Origin of the sequence: Amycolatopsis panacis, from assembly GCF_003600245.1 — a bacterium.
GTDB classification, from domain to species: Bacteria; Actinomycetota; Actinomycetes; order Mycobacteriales; family Pseudonocardiaceae; genus Amycolatopsis; species Amycolatopsis sulphurea.
The window spans coordinates 54,922-77,634 of record NZ_QZFV01000021.1 but is presented as its reverse complement, the minus strand read 5'-3'; the positions used below and the strand labels follow the sequence as shown (position 1 = coordinate 77,634).

The following is a 22,713-nucleotide window of genomic DNA, read 5'->3' as shown; positions in this document are numbered from 1 at the left end:
CCACAACCCGGGAGAAACGCCCCACGCCGGATGGCGTAGACCACTGGCACGGAGTTCACTCCGGGCGGTCAGTGGTCCCTACGCGCAAACGGGTGAGGGAAGGAACACGAGCGCCGATCGGGCCGGATCGGCCAGCCGGGATACCCCGATCGGCGGTCCTCCGAAGCGGTGGAAATCTCCGGGACACCCGGCAGAGTCCCTAATCTATAGTCCCAGCACCCCGGGAGAAGTCTCATGCGGGAGATCCTCGCCGCCGTCGGCCTGTTCGCAGTCGCCTTCGGTGCCGTTACGGCCATCATCGGCCAGGCGAGTGCTCCGCCGGTCCGCCGGGCCGGCGGACCGGAGCCGGCCGCGGTCCGGTCCGCGACTTCCGAGGCCGCGTTTCTGATCGAACAGTTCGGCCGGGTCAGCAGGCTGCCCGTCGGCCCGCTGGCCCGTCTGGTGCGCGAGCTGGACTGATCCGGCAGGCACCACAGTGGACAGTCCGATCCGGACAGTGTGCTGCCCGCCGGTCCGGCCGGCGGGCAGCACACTGCGATGGGTCCAGGCTCAGGAAGTGCGGACGAGCTGGTAGGCCACGTGTCCGCCATCGTTGATCTGGGCACAGTAGAAGCCGTGGAGCTCGCCCCGCTGGGCGAGCTTGTTCCCATCGGTAAGGCAGGCCCCGTACGTCGGGTAGATCTTTCCCTCCGGCGGAGCGGCGTTTGCCGTCGCGCCCGTGGCGAAAACCAGCGCGGCGCCGGCAATCAGGCCGGCCGCGCCGACCTTGCGCAGAATGGTCATGGGTCACGCTCCTTTGGATCTCCCGGGCGGGCTGCCCGGTATCGGCAGACTCCCCCGCGCAGCGGTCGAGATCAACCGTCGTTACCCGAAGAACCGCGCGCGGCTGCCCGAAAGCTCGCTCAGCGGCGCGGTTCCCAGCGGAACATCCGGGACGCCAGGCTGATCGAGACGAAGATCCAGGCGAACAGCGGGCCGAGCGCGGGCAGCACGTGGCCCCAGGTGGCCGTGCCGTCCCAGGCGGCGACCACCAGCTCGGAGGCCGCCCCGCCGGGCAGCAGCCGCTTGAGCACCTGCAGCTGCTCGGTACCGGTGACACCCACCCAGACCGCCACGCTGATCGCGATCATGGTCACCGGCAGCGTGGTCACCTGCGCGTGTTCCGGGGAGTTCGTGATCCCGGCGGTGGCCAGCCCGAGGCCGAGCATCATGATCACGGTCAGCAGCACGGCGACGATCAGCATCGGCAGGTTGGCCGGTTTGCCGACGACGGTGCCGAGCACGGTCAGGATCACCGCGACCTGGACCACCGCGATGGCGGCCAGCGGGAGCACCAGCCCGCCGATGATGCCGCGGTCGCTGACCGCGGTGGAGCGCAGGCGCTTGAGGAAGAGGTTCTGCCGGCGCGAGGCGAGCGTGGTCACCACGCTGGTGTAGAAGCCGATCCCCGTGACCACGAACAGCATCAGGGCCGCGATGAAGCCGACGCTGCCGACCTTTTCGAAGACACCGTGCTGGTAGATCAGGTAGGCGCCGAACCCGATCGGCAGGATGATGCTGGTCAGCAGCACCAGGCGGTTGCGGAAGATCTGGATCAGCTCACCGCGGGCAATTGCAAGCATGGGAATGAATCCTGTTCTGGGAAGTACCGGGAGAGGGTGCTCAGTCGTTGCCGATGGAGCGGAAGACGTCGTCCAGCCGGGTCGGCCCGGCCTGCAGATCCCCGAGTTCCACCGCCTGGTCCTGCGCCCAGCGCAGCAGCGTGTGCAGGTCCTTCTGCAGGCCGAAGGTCTCGACCAGGAACTTGCCGTCCGGCTCGCGGGTGGCCGGCAGCGGCAGCGCGGGCGCGCGGGTGGGCAGGTGGAAGCTGATGGTCGAGGGCAGCGTCTGGGTCAGCTCGGAAACCGTGCCCTCGCGGTGGAAGGTGCCCTTGTGCATCAGCCCGATGCGGTCCGCGCGCTGCTGGGCCTCCTCGAGGTAGTGCGTGGTGAGCACGATCGTGGAGCCCTCCTCGCGCAGCCGGTCCACCGCGTCCCAGAGGTGGTCGCGGGACTGGATGTCCAGGCCGGTGGTGGGCTCGTCGAGGAAGATCAGCTCGGGCGTGCCGTACACCGCGGTGGCGAAGTCCAGCCGCCGCTTCTCCCCGCCGGAGAGCTGGGAGACCTTGGTGGTTGCCTTGGCGGTGAGGTCGACGATGCCCAGCACCCGCTCGACCTTGTCGGTGCGCTGGGTCAGCGTGCCGATCAGCTGGATCGACTCCCGCACCGTCAGGTCCGGGGAGAATCCGCTCTCCTGCAGCATGATGCCCATCCGCGGCCGGACCTTGGCCCGATCGCGCGGGCTCTCCCCGAATACGCGGACGGTGCCGGAGGTGGCCACCCGGTGGCCTTCGATGGTCTCCAGGGTGGAGGTCTTGCCCGCGCCGTTGGTGCCGAGCAGGGCGTAGAACTCGCCGCGTTCCACTTGGAAGGACAGGTCCTTCACCGCGTGGAAGTCGCCGTAGGTGAGGTTCAGACGTTCGACGTCGATGACTGGTGTCGGGGACATGCGAAGATCTCAGCGATTTTCGCGCCAGCCCGCCAGTGTAACCGCGTCATTGCTTCGCAGTGACATTCCTTCGGGTGAAGATATGACGCAGTGTCACTGTTGCCGGCCGCCTGTTCCCCGGACACACCGCCATCAACGGCACCAGAGCGTAAATTGGTAGAACCGGTTGTGCCGCCGTGGCCGTGTAGGGCTGTGAAGGGACCCTTCACGGCTTCCGAGGCTGTGAAGGGTCCCTTCACAGCCCTACCGCCCGGACGGCACGGTACGGATCGGGGAGGATGGCCCCTGTGGGGACCAGGAACGAGCAGGTGTGGAGCGCCACCGTGGACCACCTGCGTGCGCTCATCGACAGCGGCGAGCTGCGGGCCGGCTCCCGGCTGCCCGCGGAACGCAAGCTGTGCGAGCAACTCGACGTGAGCCGCGGTTCACTGCGCCAGGCATTGCGGGTGCTGGCTTCGATCGGCTACGTCGCCATCCGCCCCGGCTCGGGGACCTACGTGCGCGAGCAGGTGGCCGACGAGTTGCCGCTGCGCAGCTGGTTCCGTGAGCACGACCAGCTGGTGGACCGGCTGTTCGAGCTGCGCCGGACGGTCGAACCGACGCTCGCCGAACGGCTGGCCGACCGCCACACCGAGGCGGTACTGGCCACCCTGACCGCGAACGTCGCGGAAATGGCCGCCGCGGCCGAGGCCGGCGACATGCTCCGGGTGATCGCCACCGACGCGGAATTCCACCGCGTGATAGCGGAAAACGCGGGCAACGACGACGTGGCCGCGCTGCTGCGTTCGGTGCTGTCGCTGGTCGGCGAGGAACGCCGGGCCGCGTTGCGGCTGCCCGGCCAGATCGCCAAGGCCGTCGAGGAACACGGCGGCATCCTCGACGCGGTCCGCCGCCGCGACGGCGCACAGGCACGAGAACTCACGTTGCGCCACTTGCACGAGGCGCAGGAGCTGGTGCATCACTACGCCGGCACCGAACCGTCCACTTCGGACGAAATTCAGTAAAGGTTGCGCCTATAGTCCTCTTCGAGCCCGGCCTGCATCGCCGCGTCGCCGTCCGGGTCCGGGGCCGCCTCGCCCTGCCCGATGTGATCACGCCAGATCGTGGCGGGCTTGGGCAGTTCGGCAGGATCGACGTGGCCTTCCGGCTGCCACAGCCGGGATTCACGCAGCGCGGGAGCGGGCGCGAGCCGGGCGTGCGAGACCTCGACGAGCAGGACCACCTTCGGGATGCTCCGGCGCTCGGCCAAAGCCTCCCGCAGCGCGGGCTCGGTGCTGATCTTCGCGGTACCGCGAAGTTCCACCGCCCGCTCGTCCCCCGGCGCGAGCGCGACCAAAGCGATCTCGGGATCCTCCAGGAGATTGTGGAAGGTGTCGGTACGCCGGTTGCCGGGCCGGTCGGCGATCGCCACGGTGGCCGGGCCGAGCAGCCGGACGACTCCGGGTGGATCCCCCTTGGGACTCGCGTCGGCCAACCCCGCGCCGTCCCTGGAGGCGACCACCGCGAACGACGCGGTTTCCAGGAAAGCTGCCGCGGCCGGGCCGACCTCCGGGCCTTCTTCGATGTCCATCGGCTGATCCGCACCATCCGACGTCACGGATCCCCACAGGCCGGAACGGAGCACTGCCTTGCCGCAGTGCAGAAAGGCCTCCTCGACCACGAGTCCGTCCCGGTCCACCGTGCCGTTGATCCGCAAGGTCTCACGCCATCCGGGAATCAGCACGAGCATCGAAGCGCCGGTCCCGGGGACGGCGTCCGCAGGCACAGGCAACCGCAACCGAGAGGGCGTCTCCGGGAGGGCGAACCCCGGCGCCCCGCCGACCATCTCGGCCCGCAGCCGCCCGCCTTCGCCGACGTACCCGAACGCCGCCACCGGGGAGTGCGCCAGCAGCACCACACAGTGCGGATCGAGCCGATCGATGGACTTCATCATCACCGGCGCCGACCGGCCGCCGACGACATGTTCCAGCTCCGCCACCGCACTGATCGCTGTCATGAACTTAGGCTAACCTAATTGGATGCCCTTGTGGCGGTACAGCCTGATGACCTCGATGGACCGCCCGGTTCGGCGGCCGGTGAGCTACACCCTCTGGCCGGCCAGACCCCGCCCACGCGGACAGCTGATACCGGCCGCCGAACCGGTGTCAGCCCGGTGTCAGACCGATCGGCGATCGTGGTGGCCACACCCACCGCGAAAGGATTCCCGATGACGAGCACGGTTTCGATCCCGGACGGGCTGCCGACCGAACGCGACGCGGGCCCGTTCGATCCGCCGCGGGCGATCACCCGGCTGCGCGAGGCCCGCCCGGTCAGCCCGATGCACTTCCCCGACGGGCACGAGGGCTGGCTCGTCACCGGCTACGACGAGGTCCGCGCGCTGCTCGCGGACACCCGGTTCAGCTCCCGGCAGGACCTCGGCATCCTGCACATGCCGTTCGAGACCCCGGGCATGCCGGCGCAGACCGAACCCTCGCCGCCGACGCCCGGGGTGTTCCTCAGCATGGACCCGCCGGAGCACACCCGCATGCGGCGCAAGCTGACCGGCGCGTTCACCGTCAAGCGGATGAAGCAGCTCGAAGCACAGATCGAAGCCATCGCCGACCGGCAGCTGGACCACCTCGCGCGGCTCACCCCGCCGGTCGACCTGGTCGCGGAATTCGCGCTGCCGGTGCCGTCGCTGGTGATCTGCGAACTGCTCGGCGTGCCCTACGCCGACCGCGAGACCTTCCAGGCCAACTCGGCGAAGATCCTGGAACGGGACGTGACACTCGAAGACAAGATGAGTGCCTACGCCACGATCACCGGCTACCTCGCCGAACTCGTCACCGGCAAGCGCGCCGAACCGGGCGACGACATCCTGTCCGATCTGGCCCGCCACGAGGACCTCACCGTCGAGGAGCTGGTCGGCGCCGCCTTCCTCCTGCTGCTCGCCGGGCACGAGACCACCGCCAACATGCTGTCGCTGGGCACTTTCGCGCTGCTGGAGCACCCCGCGCAGCTGGCCGAGCTGCGCGCCGACCCGGAGCTGCTGCCCAACGCCGTGGAGGAGCTGATGCGCTACCTGTCCGTGGTGGACATCAACTACCGCTACGCCGTCGAAGACCTGGAACTCGGCGGCGAAACGATCCCCGCGGGCTCGACCGTGGTCGTCTCGACACTGGCCGCCAACCGCGACCCCCGCCGGTTCACCGATCCGGACACCCTGGACCTGCACCGCAATGCCCGCGGCCAGCTGGCCTTCGGGCACGGCATCCACCAGTGCCTCGGCCAGCAGCTGGCCCGGATCGAGATGCGGGCAGGCTTCGCCGGGCTGCTGCGCCGATTCCCGACGCTGCAGCTCGCCGTCCCCGCCGGCGAGGTGCGCCTGCGCACCGACATGAACATCTACGGCGTGCACGCATTGCCGGTGACCTGGACCAAGCCTGCTGCACCGGGGTGACCACGCTCAGACGAGCAGCACCCGGTCCCCCGGCCGCCCGCGCCGCACCCGCGTATACCTGGGCGAACGTCCATTCCTGCTCGTCGGCGATGAAGGCGACGTTGTCGTCCCAGCCGTAGGTGCGCGCGTATTCGGCCAGCCGCTCGGTGACGTTGTCAAGCATGCCTCAACACGTACCGATAGTTGATCAACTACGGCAAGGTGGACGGCGATCCTGGCCTCCCCGGTCAGCAACCCTGCCCCAGTGACCAGGCAGGGTTGCCTGCCGCTCAACCGCCGACGTACTCGGCCAGGTGCTGCCCGGTCAGGGTGCTGCGGTCGGCGACCAGCTCGGCCGGCGTGCCCTCGAACACCACCTGCCCGCCGTCGTGCCCGGCGCCGGGGCCGAGGTCGACGATCCAGTCCGCGTGCGCCATCACCGCCTGGTGGTGTTCGATCACCAGCACCGAATGCCCGGAGTCGACCAGCCGGTCGAGCAGGCCGAGCAGCTGCTGCACGTCGGCCAGGTGCAGCCCGGTGGTCGGCTCGTCGAGCACGTAGACCGCGCCATTCTCACCCATCCGCGTGGCCAGCTTGAGCCGCTGCCGCTCCCCGCCGGACAGCGTGGTCAGCGGCTGGCCGAGGGTGAGGTAGCCGAGCCCGACGTCGGCGAGCCGCTCCAGGATCCTGTGCGCGGCGGGCAGCTTCGCCTCGCCGGTCTCGAAGAACTCCTCGGCCGCGGCCACCGACATGCCGAGCACCTCGCTGATGTCCTTGCCGCCGAACCGGTATTCCAGCACCACGGCCTGGAACCGCTTGCCCTCGCACTCCTCGCAGACGGTGGCCATCCCGGCCATCATCCCCAGGTCGGTGTAGATCACCCCGGCGCCGTTGCAGGTCGGGCACGCACCCTCGGAGTTCGCGCTGAACAACGCCGGCTTCACCCCGTTGGCCTTGGCGAAGGCCTTCCGGATCGGCTCCAGCAGCCCGGTGTAGGTGGCCGGATTGCTCCGCCGCGAACCCCGGATCGGGCTCTGGTCCACCGACACCACCCCCTCGCGCCCGGCCACCGAACCGTTGATCAGCGAGCTCTTGCCCGAACCGGCGACCCCGGTCAGCACGCAGAGCACACCGAGCGGGAGATCGACGTCCACTTTGCGCAGGTTGTGCTCGGTCGCGCCGCGGATCTCCAGCGCACCGGTGGACGAGCGCACCGAATCCTTCAGCGCGGCCCGATCGTCGAAATGCCGCCCGGTGACCGTGTCGCTGGCCCGCAGCCCGTCGAGGGTGCCTTCGAAACACACCGTGCCCCCCTCGGAGCCGGCGCCCGGACCGAGATCCACGACATGGTCGGCGATCGCGATGGTCTCCGGTTTGTGCTCCACCACCAGGACGGTGTTCCCCTTGTCCCGCAAGCGGAGCAGCAGGTCGTTCATGCGCTGGATGTCGTGCGGGTGCAGGCCGATCGTCGGCTCGTCGAACACATAGGTCACGTCCGTCAGCGACGAGCCCAGATGCCGGATCATCTTGGTGCGCTGGGCTTCCCCACCGGACAGCGTGCCGGCGGGCCGGTCGAGGCTGAGGTAGCCAAGCCCGATCTCGACGAACGAATCCAGCGTGTGCGTCAGATTCGCCAGCAGCGGCGCGACCGAGGGCGCCTTCAGCCCGCGCGCCCATTCGGCGAGATCGCTGATCTGCATCGCGCTCACCTCGGCGATGTTCACCTTGCCGATCTTCGACGAACGGGCCAGCTCACTGAGCCGGGTCCCGTCGCATTCCGGGCAGACGCTGAACGCCACCGCCCGCTCCACGAACGCGCGGATGTGCGGCTGCAGCGAGTCGACGTCCTTGGACAGCATGGACTTCTGGATCCGCGGGATCACGCCCTCGTAGGTCAGGTTGATGCCCTCGACCCGGATCTTGGTCGGCTCCCTGTACAACAGGTCGTGCAGCTGCTTCTTGGTGTACTTGCGAATCGGCTTGTCCGGGTCGAAGAACCCGGAGCCCTTGAAGATCCGGCCGAACCAGCCGTCCATGCTGTAGCCGGGGATGGTGAACGGGTTCTCGTTGAGTGAGAGATTCTCGTCGTAGAGCTGGGTCAGGTCGATGTCGTTGACCGAACCGCGGCCCTCGCAGCGCGGGCACATCCCGCCGGTGATGCTGAAGCTGCGCCGTTCCTTGACCTGGCGCCCGGCCTTCTCCAGGGTCACCGCGCCGGCCCCGCTGATCGAGGCGACGTTGAAGGAGAACGCCTGCGGGGAGCCGATGTGCGGTTTGCCGAGCCGGCTGAACAGGATCCGCAGCATCGCGCTGGCGTCGGTGGCGGTGCCGACCGTGGAGCGTGGATCGGCCCCCATCCGCTGCTGGTCCACGATGATCGCGGTGGTCAGCCCGTCCAGCACGTCCACCTCGGGCCGGGCGAGGGAAGGCATGAACCCCTGCACGAACGCGCTGTAGGTCTCGTTGATCAGCCGCTGCGATTCCGCGGCGACGGTGCCGAACACGAGTGAGCTCTTGCCCGAGCCGGAGACCCCGGTGAACACCGTCAACCGGCGTTTCGGGAGTTCGACGCTGACGTCCTTGAGGTTGTTCACGCGGGCACCGAGCACGCGGATCAGGTCATGGCTGTCGGCGACGTGGGGTTCCTTGCTCACTGGTTCTCCTCCGGCTCGGGCGGGGTGGTCAGCTCTGTTCCTGGATCCGCAGCAGGTTTCCGGACGGATCGCGGAACGCGCAGTCACGGACGCCGTAGGGCTGCTCGGTGGGTTCCTGGACGACTTCGGCATCGCTTGCCTGCAGCCGTTCGAACGTGCCGTCGAGGTCCTTGGTGGCCAGCACCACGGTGCCGTAGGTGCCCTTGGCCATCATCTCGGTGATGGTGCGCCGTTCCTCATCGGTCAGGCCGGGGGTGGCCTCCGGCGGGAACAGCACGATGGAGGTTTCCGGCTGCCCGGCCGGGCCGACGGTGATCCAGTGCATGCCCTGGTAACCGACATCCCGGCGGATCTCGAAGCCGAGAGTGTCGCGGTAGAACGCGGTCGCCGCCTCCGGGTCGTTCTGCGGGAGGAAGCTCGAAGCAATCGTGATGTCCATGGCCATCACGCTAAGCGCGGCTCACGACCGGCGCTTCTCGATTCCTGATCGGTCGGGTGATCTGCTTGGCGACGCAGGCCGGGATCCCCTCGGTCGGCTGCGCGTGCTCCCGCCGGTAGCCGCTCGGGGACACGCCGACCAGCTCGGTGAACCGGGTACTGAACGTGCCGAGCGACGAACAGCCGACCGCGAAACAGATCTCGGTGACGCTCCGCTCACCGGCGCGCAGCAAGGCCATGGCGCGCTCGATGCGCCGGGTCATCAGGTACGAATAGGGCGATTCCCCATACGCGAGCCGGAACTGCCGGCTGAGGTGCCCGGCCGACATGTGCACTCCACCGGCGAGCGATTCCACGTCCAGCGGCTGGGCGTATTCGCGGTCGATCCGGTCCCGCACCCGGCGCAGCCGGACGAGGTCACCGAGCCGGGCATCGGCGGCGGAAGCACTGGTCACCTGCGCGATGGTGCCACGTCCGGGCGAACTCTCCCAGCCGGAAATTTTCCCCCCGCCGGTGCCCCTCCCGACCAGGGCTGTGAAGGGACCCTTCACGGTCTCAAAGTCCGTGAAGGGTCCCTTCACAGCCTCGAAAACTAGGCGGGTGCGGCCGGGGTGCGCGCGGGCGCGGTGCGCCGCAGCCAGTACAGGCCGATCGCCGGCAGCACCAGCGGGATGAACAGGTAACCCTCGCCGTAGACCGACCACACCGTGGCGTCCGGGAAGGCCTGGCGGTCGAAGATGCTGAGCGTGCCGACGGTCAGCACGCCGAGCAGCTCGATGCTGCACGAGACCAGCGCGATCCGCCACCATCGCCGGCCGCCGCGGGCCAGCGCGACGGTGGCCAGGATGTACACCAGGGCGGCGAACGCGGAAAGCACGTAGGCCAGCGGGGCCTCGTGGAACTTCGTGCCGATCTGCACGCCCGCCCGCGAGGTCGCGGCGAGCGCGAAGATCGCGTACACCGCGACCAGCACCCGCCCGGGGCCGGTGGCCGTCTTACGCGCTTGCTCCACTCCACACCTCGTTCAGTCGCAGCACCATCACCGGGATGGCCAGGCAGGCGATGCCGAGCACGACCGTGCTCGACCGGCTCCGTTCGGCCAGCGCCCAGGCCGCACCGGCGGGCAGCACGACCAGGCAGCCGATCAGGTAGGCCAGGAAGGTGGCGAGGCTGCCCGGCCGGTGCCCGGAGACCAGCAGCACCACGCCGATCACGAGCTGGGCGACCAGCAGCAGCTCCAGCACCGCGAGCCCGGCCAGCAACGGAGTGTCCGGGAGCCGGTCGCGCACCGACTGCACGAAGCTCCACACCGCGACGAGCAGCGCGAATCCCGCCACCGCCACCGCGAACCCGACGATCACCCGTTCCTCCTTCGTCCCGCCTGCTCCAACGTACCCGGCACGAACGTTGCGCCAGACGGGCGAGGTCGGTACGGGTGGTTCAGGCCACCGGGGGACCCCCCGGTAGAATGGCGTCACCGGAATGTGTTGATGACATTCGGCCAATTTCTTCGGCCGTTCCTTGTCCTCACCTGGGCGGACATTCCGGCGTGAAAATCCTTACACCACGACCGGGTGGTCAGGAATCACACAGGGTTCGCCTCAAGCTCCTCGCACGGCAGTCACCCCACCCTGATCAGCGGAGCCAAACCCCCGAGTTGGCGGATTGGCCGCGGCCCCCCCGCCGTGCGGGAATGGTGTCATCGCCCCGTGTCGACGGACGGCGTTTCAGCGAAATTCGGAGGGATAGTTTTCATGGATGTCCGGTACGAAGCATTCTGCTTCGCCGATCCGCTGTTCTACGATGAACCGCGGCAGACTGCCGGATCCCTCGACGACCTGGCCGCCGGGCTTCCCGAGCCGGGACCGATGTGGACGATCGGCGGGCTGGGAGTCTGGCGCTCACTGCGCCCCAAGGGACAGAGTCTTCCCGCCCAGGGCTGGAAAATCCACGTTTCAGCCGGGATGGACAACGCCGCCGCGGTGCTCGCCAAGGTCCACCGGTACTGCCTCGAGCACCGGGTGGCGTACAAGCACCTGCGCTCCCGGTCTATCCTGCTGACCCGGAATTCGAAATACGCGCCCCGCGAGGGAAGCGGTAAGCTCATCACGATTTACCCGGACGACGAGCAGGCGCTGAGCCGGATACTGAACGATCTTTCCGCGGAGCTGGCCGGTGAGCACGGAGCTTATATCCTGAGCGATCTGCGCTACCGGGAAGGCCCGCTTTACGTACGATACGGCGGATTCGCGCTGCGCTGGACCGAACACGCGGGCACCCGCGTGCCCGCGATCCGCCGGCCCGACGGCTCACTCGTCCCGGACAAACGCGAGCCCACCTTCTCGGTACCGGACTGGGTCCACATTCCGTCCTGTCTGACCGAAAGCGTGGCCGCCCGCCGGAATGACATCCGGTTCCCGTATCAGGTCACCGGTTCCCTGCACTTCTCCAACGGCGGCGGAGTCTACCTGGCCGAACGCGACGGGCAGACCGTGGTGCTGAAGGAGGCCCGCCCGTACGCCGGGCTGGACCGGGAGGGCGTCGACGCGGTCACCCGGCTGCGTCACGAGCACGAGATCCTCGACCGGCTGGCGGGCGTCACCGGCGTGCCGCGGGTGTACGAGCGGTTCCTCGTGTGGGAGCACCACTACCTGGCCATGCAGCAGATGCCCGGCCAGACGCTGGGCAACTGGCTGGCCGAGCACTACCCGCTCACGCACGGCTCGCCCAGCGAGGCCGATCTGCTGGCCTACCGCGAGCGCGCGCTGCACGTGCTCGCCCAGGTGGAGTCCATTCTCGCCGAGATCCACCGGCGCGGGATCGTCTTCGGGGATCTGCACGGGCGCAACATCCTGGTGGACGACCAGGATGTTGTCTCGCTGATCGATTTCGAGCTGGCCGCGGACGTCGACTCCGCCCGCCGGCCCCGGCTCGGTGCCCCGGGGTTCCGCGCACCGGCCGACAAGCACGGGTTCGAGATCGACGAGCACGCGCTGGCCGCGCTGCGGCTGTGGCTCTTCCTGCCGCTGGTGATGCTGCTGGAACTGGCGCCGGGCAAGCTGCGCGGGGCCGCGGAGTTCGCCACCCGGCGGTTCCACCTGCCCGAGGGGTACGCCGAGAGCGTGGTCTCCGTGCTCGCCCCGCGCACCGATCCGCCGGCCGTGACGCACACCGCGCTGGACGAACAGCAGCCCGACTGGGCGCTGGTGCGCAAGCAGATCGTGGAAGGCGTGCTCACGAGCGCCACCCCGGACCGGACCGACCGGCTGTTCCCCGGCGACATCGAGCAGTTCCGCTCCGGAGGCGCGGGTTTCGGCGTCGGCGCCGCCGGCGTCCTGCACTCCCTGCACATCGCCGGGGCAGGCCGCTATCCCGAGCACGAGCAGTGGCTGCTCGACGCGGTACGCCGCGAACCGCTGACCCGGCCCGGCTTCTTCGACGGTACGCACGGCATCGCCTACGTGCTCGAGGAATTCGGCTATCCCGACGAGGTGGACCGGCTGCTCGCCGAGTCACAGACGCTGGTCGAGCAGACCACCGACCACGGCCTGGAGACCGGCCTGGCCGGGATCGGCCTCACCCGGCTGCACCTGGCCACCACCCGCGGGGACAACGAGTTCGGCAGGCAGGCGCTGGACATCGCGGTGCGGCTGGCCGACGTACTGGACACCGCGGCGCCCCCTGGCAAGCACGCCAGGGCCGGGCTGCTGGGCGGCTGGAGCGGACCGGCGTTGCTGTTCCTGCGCCTGTACGAACGCACCGGGGAGGAGGCCTGGCTGGCCTTCGCCGAGCAGGCACTCGACCGCGATCTGGAGGAGTGCATCTCGATGGAGGACGGATCGCTGCAGGTCCGCGACGGCACGCTGCGCGTCCTCCCGTACGCCGGAGTCGGCAGCGCCGGCATCCTGATGGTCGCCGAGCAGCTGGCGCGGCACCGTCCGGAGTCGAAGGTCTGCCAGAGCCTGCCCGGTCTGCGGGCGGCCTGCACCGGAGAATTCGTGATCTATCCCGGGTTGCTGTACGGGCGCTGCGGACTCGCCGCCGCGCTGTCCTTCGCCACCGAGCCGGACCGCAAGGCCCGGGAGGCGATCGACCTGCACTTGGCGCGGCTTTCCTGGCATGCCGTGCCGTTCCGGGGCGGGCTGGCCTTCCCCGGCAATCAGCTGCTGCGCTTGTCGACCGACGTCACCACGGGCAGCGCGGGTGTGCTCCGCACTCTCGCCGCCTTACTGGACGGTACCGAGCTGCTGCCGTTCCTGGGCACCGCACCGTCCACCCATACCTCCGGCCGCTAAGGGCCGGTGGAACCCCGAGAAAAGAAAGAAGGGAACATCATGGAACACGTTCTTGGGCTGCAGGGGCTGGAGACTCCGGAGGCTGTCGAAGGGCACCATGGCGGCAGCCACCTGAGCATCGACTGCGATCACGACAATCACTTCAGTGGGCTGAGCCTGCTGCTCTGCAGCTGAGTCGAAAGGGCGGGAGCGGCGCAGGCCAAGTGCGCCGCTCCCGCTCTGACATTCTGCCCGATCCGACCGCGCCGGAGCGCCAGGAACCGAAAAGTGGGAGTGTCATGGCCGGATCCCCGGACCGCCTGCTGCGCTCGGTCGTCCTGCTCGACCGGCCCCGGCTGGTCACGGTCCTCGTCGTATCACTGATCTCCACCGCGGCCGGGCTGCTGCTGCCCGGTGCGCTGGCCACGGCCACGGACGCGGTGCTCGGCGGGCATGACGTCGCCGCCGCCGTACTCTGGCTGCTCGCCCTGGGTGCCGCCGAGGTCGCCGCGGACGCCGTCAACGTCCTGCTCCCCGCCCAGCTGACCGCCAACGCGAGTGCCTGGTTGCGGCGCAAGGTGACCGACCGGCTGCTCGCGCTGGGCGTGAGCTCGCCGTTCGCGCCGGGTGACGCGGTGAGCCGGGTGACCGGCGACTGCGCGATGGCCGGCGGGGTCGCCGCGGTGCTCGTCCGGCTGATCTCGACCGGGGTGCTGTCCGTGGGTGCGGTGGTGCTGCTGGCGACGCTGGACTGGCGGCTCGCGCTGGTGTTCCTGGCCAGCCTCCCGCTCGCCATGCTGCTGGCGCGTTCGCATCTGCGCGGGACGGCCAAGGACGTGCTTTCCTATCAACGGGTTTCCGGTGAACTGGGCGCCGGGCTGCTCGATGCGGTGGCCGGGCTGCGCACGATCGCCGCCTCCGGGACCGCCGACGCGGAGGCCGACCGGGTCCTGCGCCCGTTGCCCCGGCTGCACCTCGCGGGTCTCGGCATGTGGCGCACGCAGGCGCGGATGGTCTGGCGGGCCGGTCTGCTGCTGCCCACCGCGGAAGTCGCGGTCCTGACCGCGGCCGGCTTCGGCGTGCTGGCCGGCCGGCTGACCGTCGGCGATGTGCTCGCCGCGCTCGGCTACGTCTCGCTCGGGCTCGGCCTGGTCGGGCAGATTCCCATGCTCACCATGCTTTCCCGGACCCGCTCGTCCGCGCGCCGGATCACCGAGGTACTCGACACCGAACCGCCTTCGCGCGGGAATCTGGCTCTGCCAGAGGGAACCGGCGCACTCGAACTGCGCGGCGCCACCGTGCACGGCGCCCTCACCGAAGTCGACCTGACCATCCCCGGCGGCTCCTTCGCCGCGCTGGTGGGCAGTTCCGGATCCGGTAAGTCCACTGTGGTCGCATTGCTGGCCGGGCTGCGCCGCCCCGATGCCGGGCAAGCCCTGCTGGACGGCTGCGATCTCGCCGAGCTGCGTCCCGAAGAGCTGCGGGCCGCCACCGGGTATGCCCCCGCCGAGCCCGTGCTGCTCGGCGCGACCGTCGCCGAAGCCGTGTCCTACGGTTCGCCGGCCGGCGTCCCCGCCGTCACCGCGGCCTGCCACACCACGCGCATCCACGACGTCCTCGTCCGGCTGCCACACGGATACCACACGCCGATCGCCGAAACCCCGCTGTCCGGCGGGGAAAGCGCCCGGGTCGGCCTGGCCCGCGCGCTCGTGCGCGAACCCCGCGTGCTGCTGCTCGACGATGCCACGGCCAGCCTCGACACCGTCACCGAACGAGCCGTCACGGCCGATCTCGGCGACCGCACCCGGGTGATCGTCACGCATCGGGCCGCGATGGCCGCCCGCGCCGATCTCGTGGTGTGGCTCGAAGCGGGCCGGGTACGCGCGGTCGGCCCGCACGAGCGGCTGTGGCAGCTGCCGGGATACCGCGCCGTGTTCACGGAGGAAGTGTGAGTACGCAAGTGCGCCGGCGCACGCAGGACTCCGGCCGGGCACCCGCGCCCCCATCGAAATCGGGGGGCATGCGGCGCCTCTACTGGGGCGCGCTGTCCGGGCAATGGCGCGGTGGCTTGGTGCTGCTGGCCTGTTCGGTCCTCGAAGGGCTGCCCGCGTTCTTCTCCGGACGGCTCGTGGAGATGGCGGTCAACAGCGGGTTCGCAGCCGGGCGGCCCGGTCTCGGGATCACCTGGCTCGCGGTCTTCGGGCTTGCGTCCTTCGTCGGCGCGTTCGGTTCCCGGCTCGTGTGGCGGCAACTGGGCAAGGTCGTCGAGCCGCTGCGCGACGCGCTGGTGACCGCCGTCGTACGGGGGGTCCTGCACGATCCGGCGCCCCCGCGGAACGGGCCGGACGCCAGCGGGGTCGCCCGGATCACCCAGCACGTCGAGGTGGTGCGTGACGCGACCGGCGGGCTGCTCGTGCAGGCCCGCGCCATGGTCGTGACCACCGTGGCGGCGATCGCCGGGCTGGTCACCATCGCCGGCTCGCTGGTGCTGCCGGTGGCCGTGCCCGTGGTGCTCGCGCTGGCCGGCTTCGCCGCGCTGCTGCCCTCACTGGCCAGGCGGCAGCGCGCGCTCACGCTGTCCGACGAACGCACCTCCGCGGCCATCGGTTCGATCGTCGGCGGCGTACGCGACGTCGTCGCGTGTGGAGCCGAGCCGGTCGCCGCGCGCAAGGTCGACCAGGCGGTGACGGAGCAGGCCGCGGCGGCGGTCCGGGTGGCTCGTTCCGGCGCACTGCGCACGCTGATCGTGTCCCTCGGCGGGTTCGCCCCGCTGGTGCTCGCGCTCGCCCTCGCGCCGGCCATGGTCGCGCGCGGCGAGCTGACCGCCGGGGCCGCGCTGGGCGCGCTCGTCTACCTGGCCACCAGCATGCAACCCGCGCTGCGCGGCCTCGCCAGCACCGCGTCCATCATCGTGCTCCGGCTGCTCGTCGCACTGCGCCGGATCAGCGAGACCACCGAGGTGCCCGAGCCCCGCCCGGCCGCCGGGATTCCGGAGGGCTCCGGCCTGACCGTGCACGGGTTGTCCTTCCGCTGGGGTGCCGCGCCGGAACCGGTGGTCCGCGACCTCGACCTCGAACTGCCCCCCGGCGAGCATCTCGCCGTGGTCGGCCCGAGCGGGATCGGCAAGTCCACCCTGGCCGGGCTGCTCACCGGGCTGCTGGACCCCCAGGACGGCCGGGTGCTGCTCGGCGGCGTCCCGGTCGGCGAGCTGGCCGACCGGCCCCGGCACGTGGTGCTCGTCCCGCAGCAGGCCTACGTATTCGCCGGCACCCTGCGCGACAACCTCGCGCTCTTCTGCGCCGGCGCCACGGACGAGCACCTCACCACGGCCGTCGAGGCCGTCGGCGCCGGTGCGCTGCTGGAGCGCCTCGGTGGGCTGGACGGCGAACTCGGCCACGGCGCGGAGGGCCTGTCCGCGGGAGAAGCACAGCTCATCGCGCTGGCGCGGGCCTACGCCGCGCCGGCCGGCATCGCCGTCCTCGACGAGGCGACCTCCGCTTTGGACCCAGCCGCGGAGGTGCGCGCGGAGCGTGCCTTCGCCACCCGTGGCGGCACTCTCGTGGTGATCGCGCACCGGCTGTCCTCCGCGATCCGCGCGCACCGCGTGCTTCTGCTCGACGGTCAGGAGACCCTGCTCGGCAGCCACCGGGAACTCGTGGCGACCGCACCGCATTACGCGGAGATGATGCGCGCGTGGCTGCCTTCTACCCCAGCCGTGCCCCTGTCGACAAATCCCCTCGACGACCGTCCGGTCACCGGGATCCGGTGATCCGGCCCAGTTTCACCTTCACCCGTTCAGCCGAGCGCGTACAGCCACAGAGCCGGTACCTCCGCAAACGCCGGTGAGTGCCCGGCAACACACCGTGCCCACCGCCACACGGCCCGATCAGCGGCACCACACTGGGTTCTTTCGTGATAGAAACCTGGGCTGTTCCGTTCCGTGGCTTTGCGAAGGGTGTCGTTGCAGGCATGTCGAGCACAGTGTGACGACCACCACCCGCACCCTCAGTCGTGTCCACTTACCCCGCCGGGTTTCCGGCCTTCGCCGAGGATGAATCAAACGTGGAGAACAAGGACGAGCCCGGCAAGGCGCGCGACAAGTCGATCCGGAATCGGCTGACCAGAACGGTCCTCATCCCGAGCATCGCCCTGCTCGTGCTGTGCGTCGCGGTCTCGACGTACTTCTTCGTCGACGGTCTGTACGTGCGCCTGGTCGCGGTGTCCGTGCGGGATGTGTCGATCCCCGCGCTCAGCGCGTTGTCCTCGCTGCAGCAGGAACGTCAGGACGCACTGCGGTTCCTGGACGCCCCGGCCACCACGCCGCAGCAGCTGGATCAGCAGCGCCGCGACGCGGACGGGAAGCTCAAGACCCTGCAGGATGCCTTCTCGGACAACCTTTCCGCCGCCCCGGACGAGATCGCGAGCAAGATCACCGCGCTGCGCGGGCAGCTGGACCAGCTGCCGGTGCTGCGCTCACAGATCAACTTCCGCAGCGTCGGGCGCGAGCAGGTGAACCAGTACTACAACGGCGTGCTCGACTCGGCCGCGACCCTGTTCGACACCCAGGCCCGCGCGGTGCCGGACGCGACGGCGGTGCAGGGCGCGATCTCCGCGACCACGCTGTTCCGCGTGAGCGACATGATGTCGCGGGAGACCTCGCTGGTGTCGACCGCGCTCACCGGCGGTTCCTTCTCGCCGGACGATTTCGCGCAGTTCACCCGGACCGCCGGCTACTACCACACCCAGCTCGACCAGATCGCGCCGTTCATTCAGCCGGGAGTGCAGCAGCGCTACACCTCGCTCACCGCGAGCGACTCGTGGAAACGGCTCACCGCCGCGGAAACCGCGCTGATCCAGCACGGCCCGTGGAAGCCCGCCACCCGGGACGCCGTGCCGGTCTCCGACGCCGACTGGCATGCGCTCACCGCAGCGGTCTCGGCCGACCTGAACCGGCTCACCGCCGAGCAGGCCGCCCAGGTGTCCGCCTCGGCCATCGATTCCGGCGACACGCAGCTGCGCAACGCGATCCTCGGTACCGTCGTCGCGCTGCTCATCTCGCTGGCCGCGATCTTCGTCGCGATCAGGGTGTCGCGCTCGCTGGTCGACCGGACGCTGATGACCCGGCTCGCCCGGCTTCGCAACGACTCGCTCGACCTGGCCCGCAACCGGCTGCCGGACATCGTCGGCAGGCTGCGCGGCGGCGAACCGGTGGACGTGACCGCCGAACTGCCGAAGCTCGACCACGGCCGGGACGAGATCGGCGAGGTGGCCGAGGCGTTCAACCTCGCCCAGACCACCGCGGTCAACGCGGCCGCGGACGAGGCGAAGGCGCGCAGCGGCGTGCACAACGTGTTCCTCGGCATCGCGCACCGCAACCAGGTGCTGGTACACCGGCAGCTGCAGATCCTGGACGAGATGGAAAGCCGTGAGGAGAACTCGACCCAGCTCGCCTCGCTGTTCCAGCTCGACCACCTCGCCGCCCGGGCCCGGCGCACCACGGAGAACCTGATCATCCTCGGCGGCAAGCAGCCCGGCCGGCGCTGGCGGAAGCCGGTGTCGCTGATGGAGGTGCTGCGGGCCGCGGTGTCGGAAACCGAGCAGTACTCCCGGGTGCAGGTCGAGCAGGTGCCCGAGGTCTCGATCGTCGGATCCGCGGTGGCCGACACCATTCACCTGATCGCCGAGCTGGTGGACAACGCGACGTCGTTCTCCCCACCCGGTTCCCCGGTCGAGGTGACCGGCCGGATGGTCGCCCGCGGGGTCGTGGTCGACGTGTCCGACCAGGGACTCGGCATGAAGGAAGGGGTACGCGACTGGGCCAACAAGATGATGGCCGACGCCCCCGAATTCGACGCGATGGCCCTGCGCGCGGACTCCAGCCTCGGCCTGTTCGTGGTCGCCCGCCTCGGCGCGCGGCTGGGCATCACGGTCACCTTCGACCCGTCTCGCTACGGCGGAACCCGCGCCACGGTGCTCGTGCCGAGCCAGCACCTGGCCGGCGAGAAGACGGCCGCCGGACACGAGGACGAGGCTCCGGTCCTCGCCTCGGTGGGCGGCGGCGCGGAGCCCGTCGAGGCGCTGCCGCCGGAGGTGCCGGTCGCCCGGCACTCTCGCCAGCCGCGGCCCTACCCCGCGCAGCCGCTGCCCCCCACCCGCCAGGCCGCACCGGCGGCCCCGCCGCCACCCGTGCACGCCGAACCCCCGGCTCCGGAACCGGACCTCAGCCGGTTGCAGGGCGACCAGCGGCCCCGGCTGCCCCGGCGGCAACCACAGCAGAACCTCGCCGCACAGCTGCAGGACGATCCGGGCGCCGAGGAAGCCGACCTCACACGCACCGGTGAGACCACCGCCCGCACCCTGGCCGCGTTCCACAAGGGCACCCGGCGTGCACGGGGCGGCACGAATGACCACTGAGCCCGTTCCGCATCGAAATACTGGACAAAGAACTCCGCTCCGAACCGAAAGTCAGGGTCTGTCCGCATGAACGAGTACGGGACCGCCAAACCCGATCTCAACTGGCTCCTCGACGATGTCGTCACCCGTGTCGTCGGCGCGCAGAACGCCATTGTGCTCTCCGCCGACGGACTGCTGCTCGGCCGCTCGGCCGGGATGAGCAAGGACGACTCCGACCAGCTCTCCGCCATCGCGTCCAGCCTGCAGAGCCTCGCCAAGGGCGTGAGCCGCCAGTTCCACCGGGGTCCGGTGCTGCAGAACATGATCGAAATGGAGCGCGGCTACCTGTTCGTCTCGGCCGCGGGCCAGGGTGCCTGCCTGGCCGTGCTGGCTGGCGCCGATGTGGACGTCGAGATGATCGCCTACGAGATGAACCGGCTGGTCAAGCGGGTCGGCGATTACCTCGCCTCGGCCCCGCGCGAGGCCGCGAATCTCCTCCGGGAGGCCACGTGAGCGAGGACAACTGGTACGACGAGGCGGCCGGGCCGCTGATCCGGCCCTACACCATCACCAGCGGCCGGACCCCGTCCGGGCATGCCCCGCTCGACGTCTCGACCCAGGTGATGAGCCTGCGCACGGATTCCGCGCCGCGCGGGCTCGCCCCGGAGCACCTGACCATCGTGCAGCTGTGCCGCCGGCCGCTGTCGATCGCCGAGATCGCCGCGTACGTGAAGCTGCCGCTCGGGGTCGTCCGCGTACTGTGCGCTGATCTGATCGACCGGGGGCTCGTGATCACCCGGGCCCCGTCCCACAAGCCGGCCCAGGCGCCGGACCACGAAACCCTCCAGGCGGTTCTCGATGGCCTCATCAAGCTCTGAAGACGACGGGATCGACATGGTCCCGACCCCGGTCAAGATCATCATCGCCGGGGGGTTCGGCGCCGGGAAGACGACCATGGTCGGCTCGGTCAGCGAAATCCCGCCCCTGTCCACCGAAGAGGTGCTGACCGAGGCGAGCACGGGCGTCGACGACCTGGCCGGCGTCGAGCAGAAGAAGACCACCACGGTCGCGCTCGACTTCGGCCGGATCACCATCTCCCCGCGGCACGTGCTGTACCTGTTCGGCACCCCGGGGCAGGCACGCTTCTGGTTCATGTGGGACGACCTGACCCGCGGCGCGATCGGCGCCATCGTGCTGGTCGACACGCGCCGGCTGGAGACCAGCTTCGCCGCGATCGACTACTTCGAGCGACGCAAGATCCCGTTCGTCGTCGCGGTGAACTGCTTCGAACACGCCCCGCGCTACACCGCCGAGGAGGTCCGCGAGGCGCTCGTCGTCCCGGACCACGTGCCGATCGTGATGTGCGACGCCCGGCAGCGCGATTCCAGCAAGATCGCCCTGATCCGGCTCGTCAAACACGCGATGACCATCGTCCCCCAGCACGCTTGACTCGAAGGCTGTGAAGGGAACCTTCACGGACTCAGCGTCCGTGAAGGTTCCCTTCACCCCCGACCCCGGTGCGGCCGATAGACCGTGGCGCTGCTCGCCATATTCGGCGGCGAGCAGCGCCACGAACCCCCAGTCTCACCGGCGAGTCAGCCGGTCGCCCGCTCAGGCCGGAGCCATCCGCAAGTTGAAGTGCCGCAGGAATTCCGGTGCTTCCACGATCCGGTAACCCGGGACGCGTTCCGGCTGCTTCGCGATCCCGGCGAGCACTTCGGCCACGTAGTCGTAGTGACCCTGGCTGTAGACCCGCCGCGGCAAGGCCACGCGCACCAGCTCGAACGGCGCCGGGGTCACCAGCTCAAGCTGCTCGTCCAGCGTGCCGAGGTAGAGCGAACCCAGTTCCGCGCAACGGATTCCGCCCTCCAGATAGAGCGCGCAGGCCAGCGAGTGGCCGGGGAACCGGGATGCGGGCAGGTGCGGCAACAGGCGGCCGGCGTTGAAGTAGAGCGCGTGGATCCCGGCGGGCTGCACGATGTCCACCCCGGCCTCGTTGACCAGCCGGGCGAGCCGCGCCGCTTCCGCGGCACGGGCGGCCAGGTAGTTCGGATCCAGGACCTCTCGCACACCACGGGCGACGCGGTCGAGGTCGTGTGCGGCGAGCCCGCCGTAGGTGCGGAATCCCTCGGTGGCAATGAGGTTTCCTTCGCAGCGCTGCGCGAGCGCCGGATCGTTCAAGCCGATGAAGGCGCCCATCGGCGAGATGCCGTCCTTCTTCAGGCTGGCCACACAGCCGTCGACGAGCTGGAAGGCTTCCTCGGCGACCTCACGCGGAGTCTTGGTGCCGTAGCCCGGTTCCCGTTGTACGACCAGCCAAGCGTTCTCCGCGAAGCGGGCGGCATCGAGGAAGATCGGCACCCCGTGTGCGCGGGCGAGCTTCGCCGCGGCCGCGAGATTGGCCATCGACACCGGCTGGCCGCCACCGCCGTTGTTGGTGATGGTGATCAGCACCATGCCGACGTGACCGGCCTCGGGTCCGGTCAGCAGCGCTTCGAGGGCGGCGAGGTCGATGTTGCCCTTGAACGGTTCGAGGCTGTCCAGTTCGCTGAACTCGGCGCACGGCAGATCGCGGGCTTCGGCGCCGAGCAGCTCGACGTTTGCCCGGGTCGTGTCGAAGTGCGTGTTGCTGACCGAAATCCGGCCCGGCGCGAGCACGCTGGAGAACAGCACGCGCTCCGCGGCGCGGCCCTGGTGCACCGGCAGGATGTGCGGGTAGTGGGTCAGCTCGGCGAGCACATCGCGGAACCGGTAGTAGGACGCCGACCCGGCGTAGGAGCGGTCCGCGGCCGCGGCGGCTGCCTCCTGACGGGCCGACACCGCCCCGGTGCCGGAATCGGTGAGCAGGTCGATCGTGACCTGGTCGGCCGGCAGGTTGAACGCGTTGTAACCGGCCACGGCGAGTGCGCGCTCCCGCTCCGCACGGGTGGTGATCGGGATCTCCGCCACCACTTGGGCACGGTAGGGCGGGAAGGTCATGGGCTTTTCT

At 69.9% G+C, this 22,713-nt stretch carries 21 protein-coding genes; 11 read left to right on the top strand and 10 right to left on the bottom strand.

Annotated elements, in window-relative coordinates; genetic code table 11:
- The first annotated feature begins 234 nt into the window (after positions 1–234).
- Entirely contained in the window at positions 235–459 is a 225-nt protein-coding gene (locus D5S19_RS01925; RefSeq protein WP_120021587.1) for a hypothetical protein, read from the top strand.
- Between the two features lie 90 nt (positions 460–549).
- Here the strand turns inward: D5S19_RS01925 and D5S19_RS01920 are convergent, their stop codons facing one another.
- From D5S19_RS01920 to D5S19_RS01910, 3 genes are all read right to left on the bottom strand, one after another.
- Positions 550–783: a hypothetical protein gene (locus D5S19_RS01920; protein ID WP_120021586.1), complete on the bottom strand. Its 234-nt coding sequence runs from the start codon at positions 781–783 to the stop codon at positions 550–552.
- Positions 784–902: 119 nt separating this feature from the next.
- On the bottom strand, positions 903–1,622 hold the full coding sequence (locus D5S19_RS01915; protein WP_120021585.1) for an ABC transporter permease: 720 nt from the start codon (positions 1,620–1,622) through the stop codon (positions 903–905).
- A gap of 40 nt (positions 1,623–1,662) precedes the next feature.
- Positions 1,663–2,547, bottom strand: coding sequence for an ABC transporter ATP-binding protein (locus D5S19_RS01910; RefSeq protein WP_120021584.1), 885 nt, complete (start codon positions 2,545–2,547; stop codon positions 1,663–1,665).
- Positions 2,548–2,825: 278 nt separating this feature from the next.
- On the opposite strand from D5S19_RS01910, the gene D5S19_RS01905 reads away from it, so the two are divergent.
- Complete coding sequence (locus tag D5S19_RS01905) at positions 2,826–3,551, top strand: FadR/GntR family transcriptional regulator (RefSeq protein WP_120021583.1); 726 nt, start codon at positions 2,826–2,828, stop codon at positions 3,549–3,551.
- Here the strand turns inward: D5S19_RS01905 and D5S19_RS01900 are convergent.
- A complete protein-coding gene (locus D5S19_RS01900) occupies positions 3,545–4,543 on the bottom strand; it encodes a pyridoxamine 5'-phosphate oxidase family protein (RefSeq protein ID WP_120021582.1) in 999 nt (332 codons plus the stop codon). The two genes, D5S19_RS01905 and D5S19_RS01900, sit on opposite strands and share 7 nt — an antisense overlap.
- Before the next feature lie 210 nt (positions 4,544–4,753).
- On the opposite strand from D5S19_RS01900, the gene D5S19_RS01895 reads away from it, so the two are divergent.
- A complete protein-coding gene (locus tag D5S19_RS01895) occupies positions 4,754–5,986 on the top strand; it encodes a cytochrome P450 (RefSeq protein ID WP_120021581.1) in 1,233 nt (410 codons plus the stop codon).
- Positions 5,987–6,255: 269 nt separating this feature from the next.
- Here the strand turns inward: D5S19_RS01895 and D5S19_RS01890 are convergent, their stop codons facing one another.
- The 5 genes from D5S19_RS01890 to D5S19_RS01870 all read right to left on the bottom strand — a co-directional run bounded on the left by D5S19_RS01890 (position 6,256) and on the right by D5S19_RS01870 (position 10,418).
- Complete coding sequence (locus D5S19_RS01890; protein WP_233573665.1) at positions 6,256–8,619, bottom strand: ATP-binding cassette domain-containing protein; 2,364 nt, start codon at positions 8,617–8,619, stop codon at positions 6,256–6,258.
- A 28-nt stretch (positions 8,620–8,647) separates the two neighbouring features.
- Positions 8,648–9,058, bottom strand: coding sequence for a VOC family protein (locus D5S19_RS01885; RefSeq protein ID WP_120021660.1), 411 nt, complete (start codon positions 9,056–9,058; stop codon positions 8,648–8,650).
- Between the two features lie 10 nt (positions 9,059–9,068).
- Positions 9,069–9,512: a helix-turn-helix transcriptional regulator gene (locus D5S19_RS01880; protein ID WP_120021659.1), complete on the bottom strand. Its 444-nt coding sequence runs from the start codon at positions 9,510–9,512 to the stop codon at positions 9,069–9,071.
- A gap of 137 nt (positions 9,513–9,649) precedes the next feature.
- Complete coding sequence (locus tag D5S19_RS01875) at positions 9,650–10,030, bottom strand: hypothetical protein (RefSeq protein WP_120021658.1); 381 nt, start codon at positions 10,028–10,030, stop codon at positions 9,650–9,652.
- A gap of 22 nt (positions 10,031–10,052) precedes the next feature.
- On the bottom strand, positions 10,053–10,418 hold the full coding sequence (locus tag D5S19_RS01870; protein WP_098511990.1) for a hypothetical protein: 366 nt from the start codon (positions 10,416–10,418) through the stop codon (positions 10,053–10,055).
- A 393-nt stretch (positions 10,419–10,811) separates the two neighbouring features.
- Here D5S19_RS01870 and lanKC point away from each other — a divergent pair, with 393 nt between their 5' ends.
- From lanKC to D5S19_RS01830, 8 genes are all read left to right on the top strand, one after another.
- On the top strand, positions 10,812–13,352 hold the full coding sequence (lanKC, locus tag D5S19_RS01865) for a class III lanthionine synthetase LanKC (RefSeq protein ID WP_120021579.1): 2,541 nt from the start codon (positions 10,812–10,814) through the stop codon (positions 13,350–13,352).
- A 39-nt stretch (positions 13,353–13,391) separates the two neighbouring features.
- Positions 13,392–13,526 (top strand): class III lanthipeptide, encoded by a 135-nt coding sequence (locus D5S19_RS01860; RefSeq protein WP_098511993.1) that lies wholly within the window; start codon positions 13,392–13,394, stop codon positions 13,524–13,526.
- Between the two features lie 104 nt (positions 13,527–13,630).
- Entirely contained in the window at positions 13,631–15,283 is a 1,653-nt protein-coding gene (locus D5S19_RS01855; RefSeq protein WP_120021578.1) for an ABC transporter ATP-binding protein, read from the top strand.
- A gap of 68 nt (positions 15,284–15,351) precedes the next feature.
- Positions 15,352–17,100, top strand: a complete 1,749-nt coding sequence (locus D5S19_RS01850; RefSeq protein ID WP_120021577.1) for an ATP-binding cassette domain-containing protein — start codon at positions 15,352–15,354, stop codon at positions 17,098–17,100.
- Positions 17,101–17,342: 242 nt separating this feature from the next.
- Positions 17,343–19,745: a sensor histidine kinase gene (locus D5S19_RS01845; RefSeq protein WP_456061895.1), complete on the top strand. Its 2,403-nt coding sequence runs from the start codon at positions 17,343–17,345 to the stop codon at positions 19,743–19,745.
- A gap of 66 nt (positions 19,746–19,811) precedes the next feature.
- Positions 19,812–20,237: a roadblock/LC7 domain-containing protein gene (locus D5S19_RS01840; RefSeq protein ID WP_098511999.1), complete on the top strand. Its 426-nt coding sequence runs from the start codon at positions 19,812–19,814 to the stop codon at positions 20,235–20,237.
- Complete coding sequence (locus D5S19_RS01835; protein WP_120021575.1) at positions 20,234–20,602, top strand: DUF742 domain-containing protein; 369 nt, start codon at positions 20,234–20,236, stop codon at positions 20,600–20,602. Before D5S19_RS01840 ends, D5S19_RS01835 begins: the two co-directional genes overlap by 4 nt.
- Positions 20,583–21,173: a GTP-binding protein gene (locus D5S19_RS01830; protein ID WP_407641696.1), complete on the top strand. Its 591-nt coding sequence runs from the start codon at positions 20,583–20,585 to the stop codon at positions 21,171–21,173. The genes D5S19_RS01835 and D5S19_RS01830 overlap by 20 nt, the downstream gene beginning before the upstream one ends.
- Before the next feature lie 162 nt (positions 21,174–21,335).
- On the opposite strand, the gene D5S19_RS01825 is transcribed toward D5S19_RS01830, so the two are convergent.
- The gene (locus D5S19_RS01825; RefSeq protein WP_120021573.1) at positions 21,336–22,703 is read right to left on the bottom strand and encodes a tryptophanase; all 1,368 of its coding nucleotides are present in this window, start codon (positions 22,701–22,703) and stop codon (positions 21,336–21,338) included.
- Positions 22,704–22,713: the final 10 nt, after the last annotated feature.

Coding starts and splice junctions, on each gene's coding strand:
- D5S19_RS01915 (WP_120021585.1), bottom strand. CDS start 1,622: ATGCTTGCAATTGCCCGCGGTGAGCTGATCCAGATCTTCCGCAACCGC.
- D5S19_RS01825 (WP_120021573.1), bottom strand. CDS start 22,703: ATGACCTTCCCGCCCTACCGTGCCCAAGTGGTGGCGGAGATCCCGATC.
- D5S19_RS01925 (WP_120021587.1), top strand. CDS start 235: ATGCGGGAGATCCTCGCCGCCGTCGGCCTGTTCGCAGTCGCCTTCGGT.
- D5S19_RS01895 (WP_120021581.1), top strand. CDS start 4,754: ATGACGAGCACGGTTTCGATCCCGGACGGGCTGCCGACCGAACGCGAC.
- D5S19_RS01850 (WP_120021577.1), top strand. CDS start 15,352: ATGCGGCGCCTCTACTGGGGCGCGCTGTCCGGGCAATGGCGCGGTGGC.
- D5S19_RS01840 (WP_098511999.1), top strand. CDS start 19,812: ATGAACGAGTACGGGACCGCCAAACCCGATCTCAACTGGCTCCTCGAC.
- D5S19_RS01920 (WP_120021586.1), bottom strand. CDS start 783: ATGACCATTCTGCGCAAGGTCGGCGCGGCCGGCCTGATTGCCGGCGCC.
- D5S19_RS01910 (WP_120021584.1), bottom strand. CDS start 2,547: ATGTCCCCGACACCAGTCATCGACGTCGAACGTCTGAACCTCACCTAC.
- D5S19_RS01855 (WP_120021578.1), top strand. CDS start 13,631: ATGGCCGGATCCCCGGACCGCCTGCTGCGCTCGGTCGTCCTGCTCGAC.
- D5S19_RS01885 (WP_120021660.1), bottom strand. CDS start 9,058: ATGGACATCACGATTGCTTCGAGCTTCCTCCCGCAGAACGACCCGGAG.
- D5S19_RS01830 (WP_407641696.1), top strand. CDS start 20,583: ATGGCCTCATCAAGCTCTGAAGACGACGGGATCGACATGGTCCCGACC.
- D5S19_RS01900 (WP_120021582.1), bottom strand. CDS start 4,543: ATGACAGCGATCAGTGCGGTGGCGGAGCTGGAACATGTCGTCGGCGGC.
- D5S19_RS01905 (WP_120021583.1), top strand. CDS start 2,826: ATGGCCCCTGTGGGGACCAGGAACGAGCAGGTGTGGAGCGCCACCGTG.
- lanKC (WP_120021579.1), top strand. CDS start 10,812: ATGGATGTCCGGTACGAAGCATTCTGCTTCGCCGATCCGCTGTTCTAC.
- D5S19_RS01860 (WP_098511993.1), top strand. CDS start 13,392: ATGGAACACGTTCTTGGGCTGCAGGGGCTGGAGACTCCGGAGGCTGTC.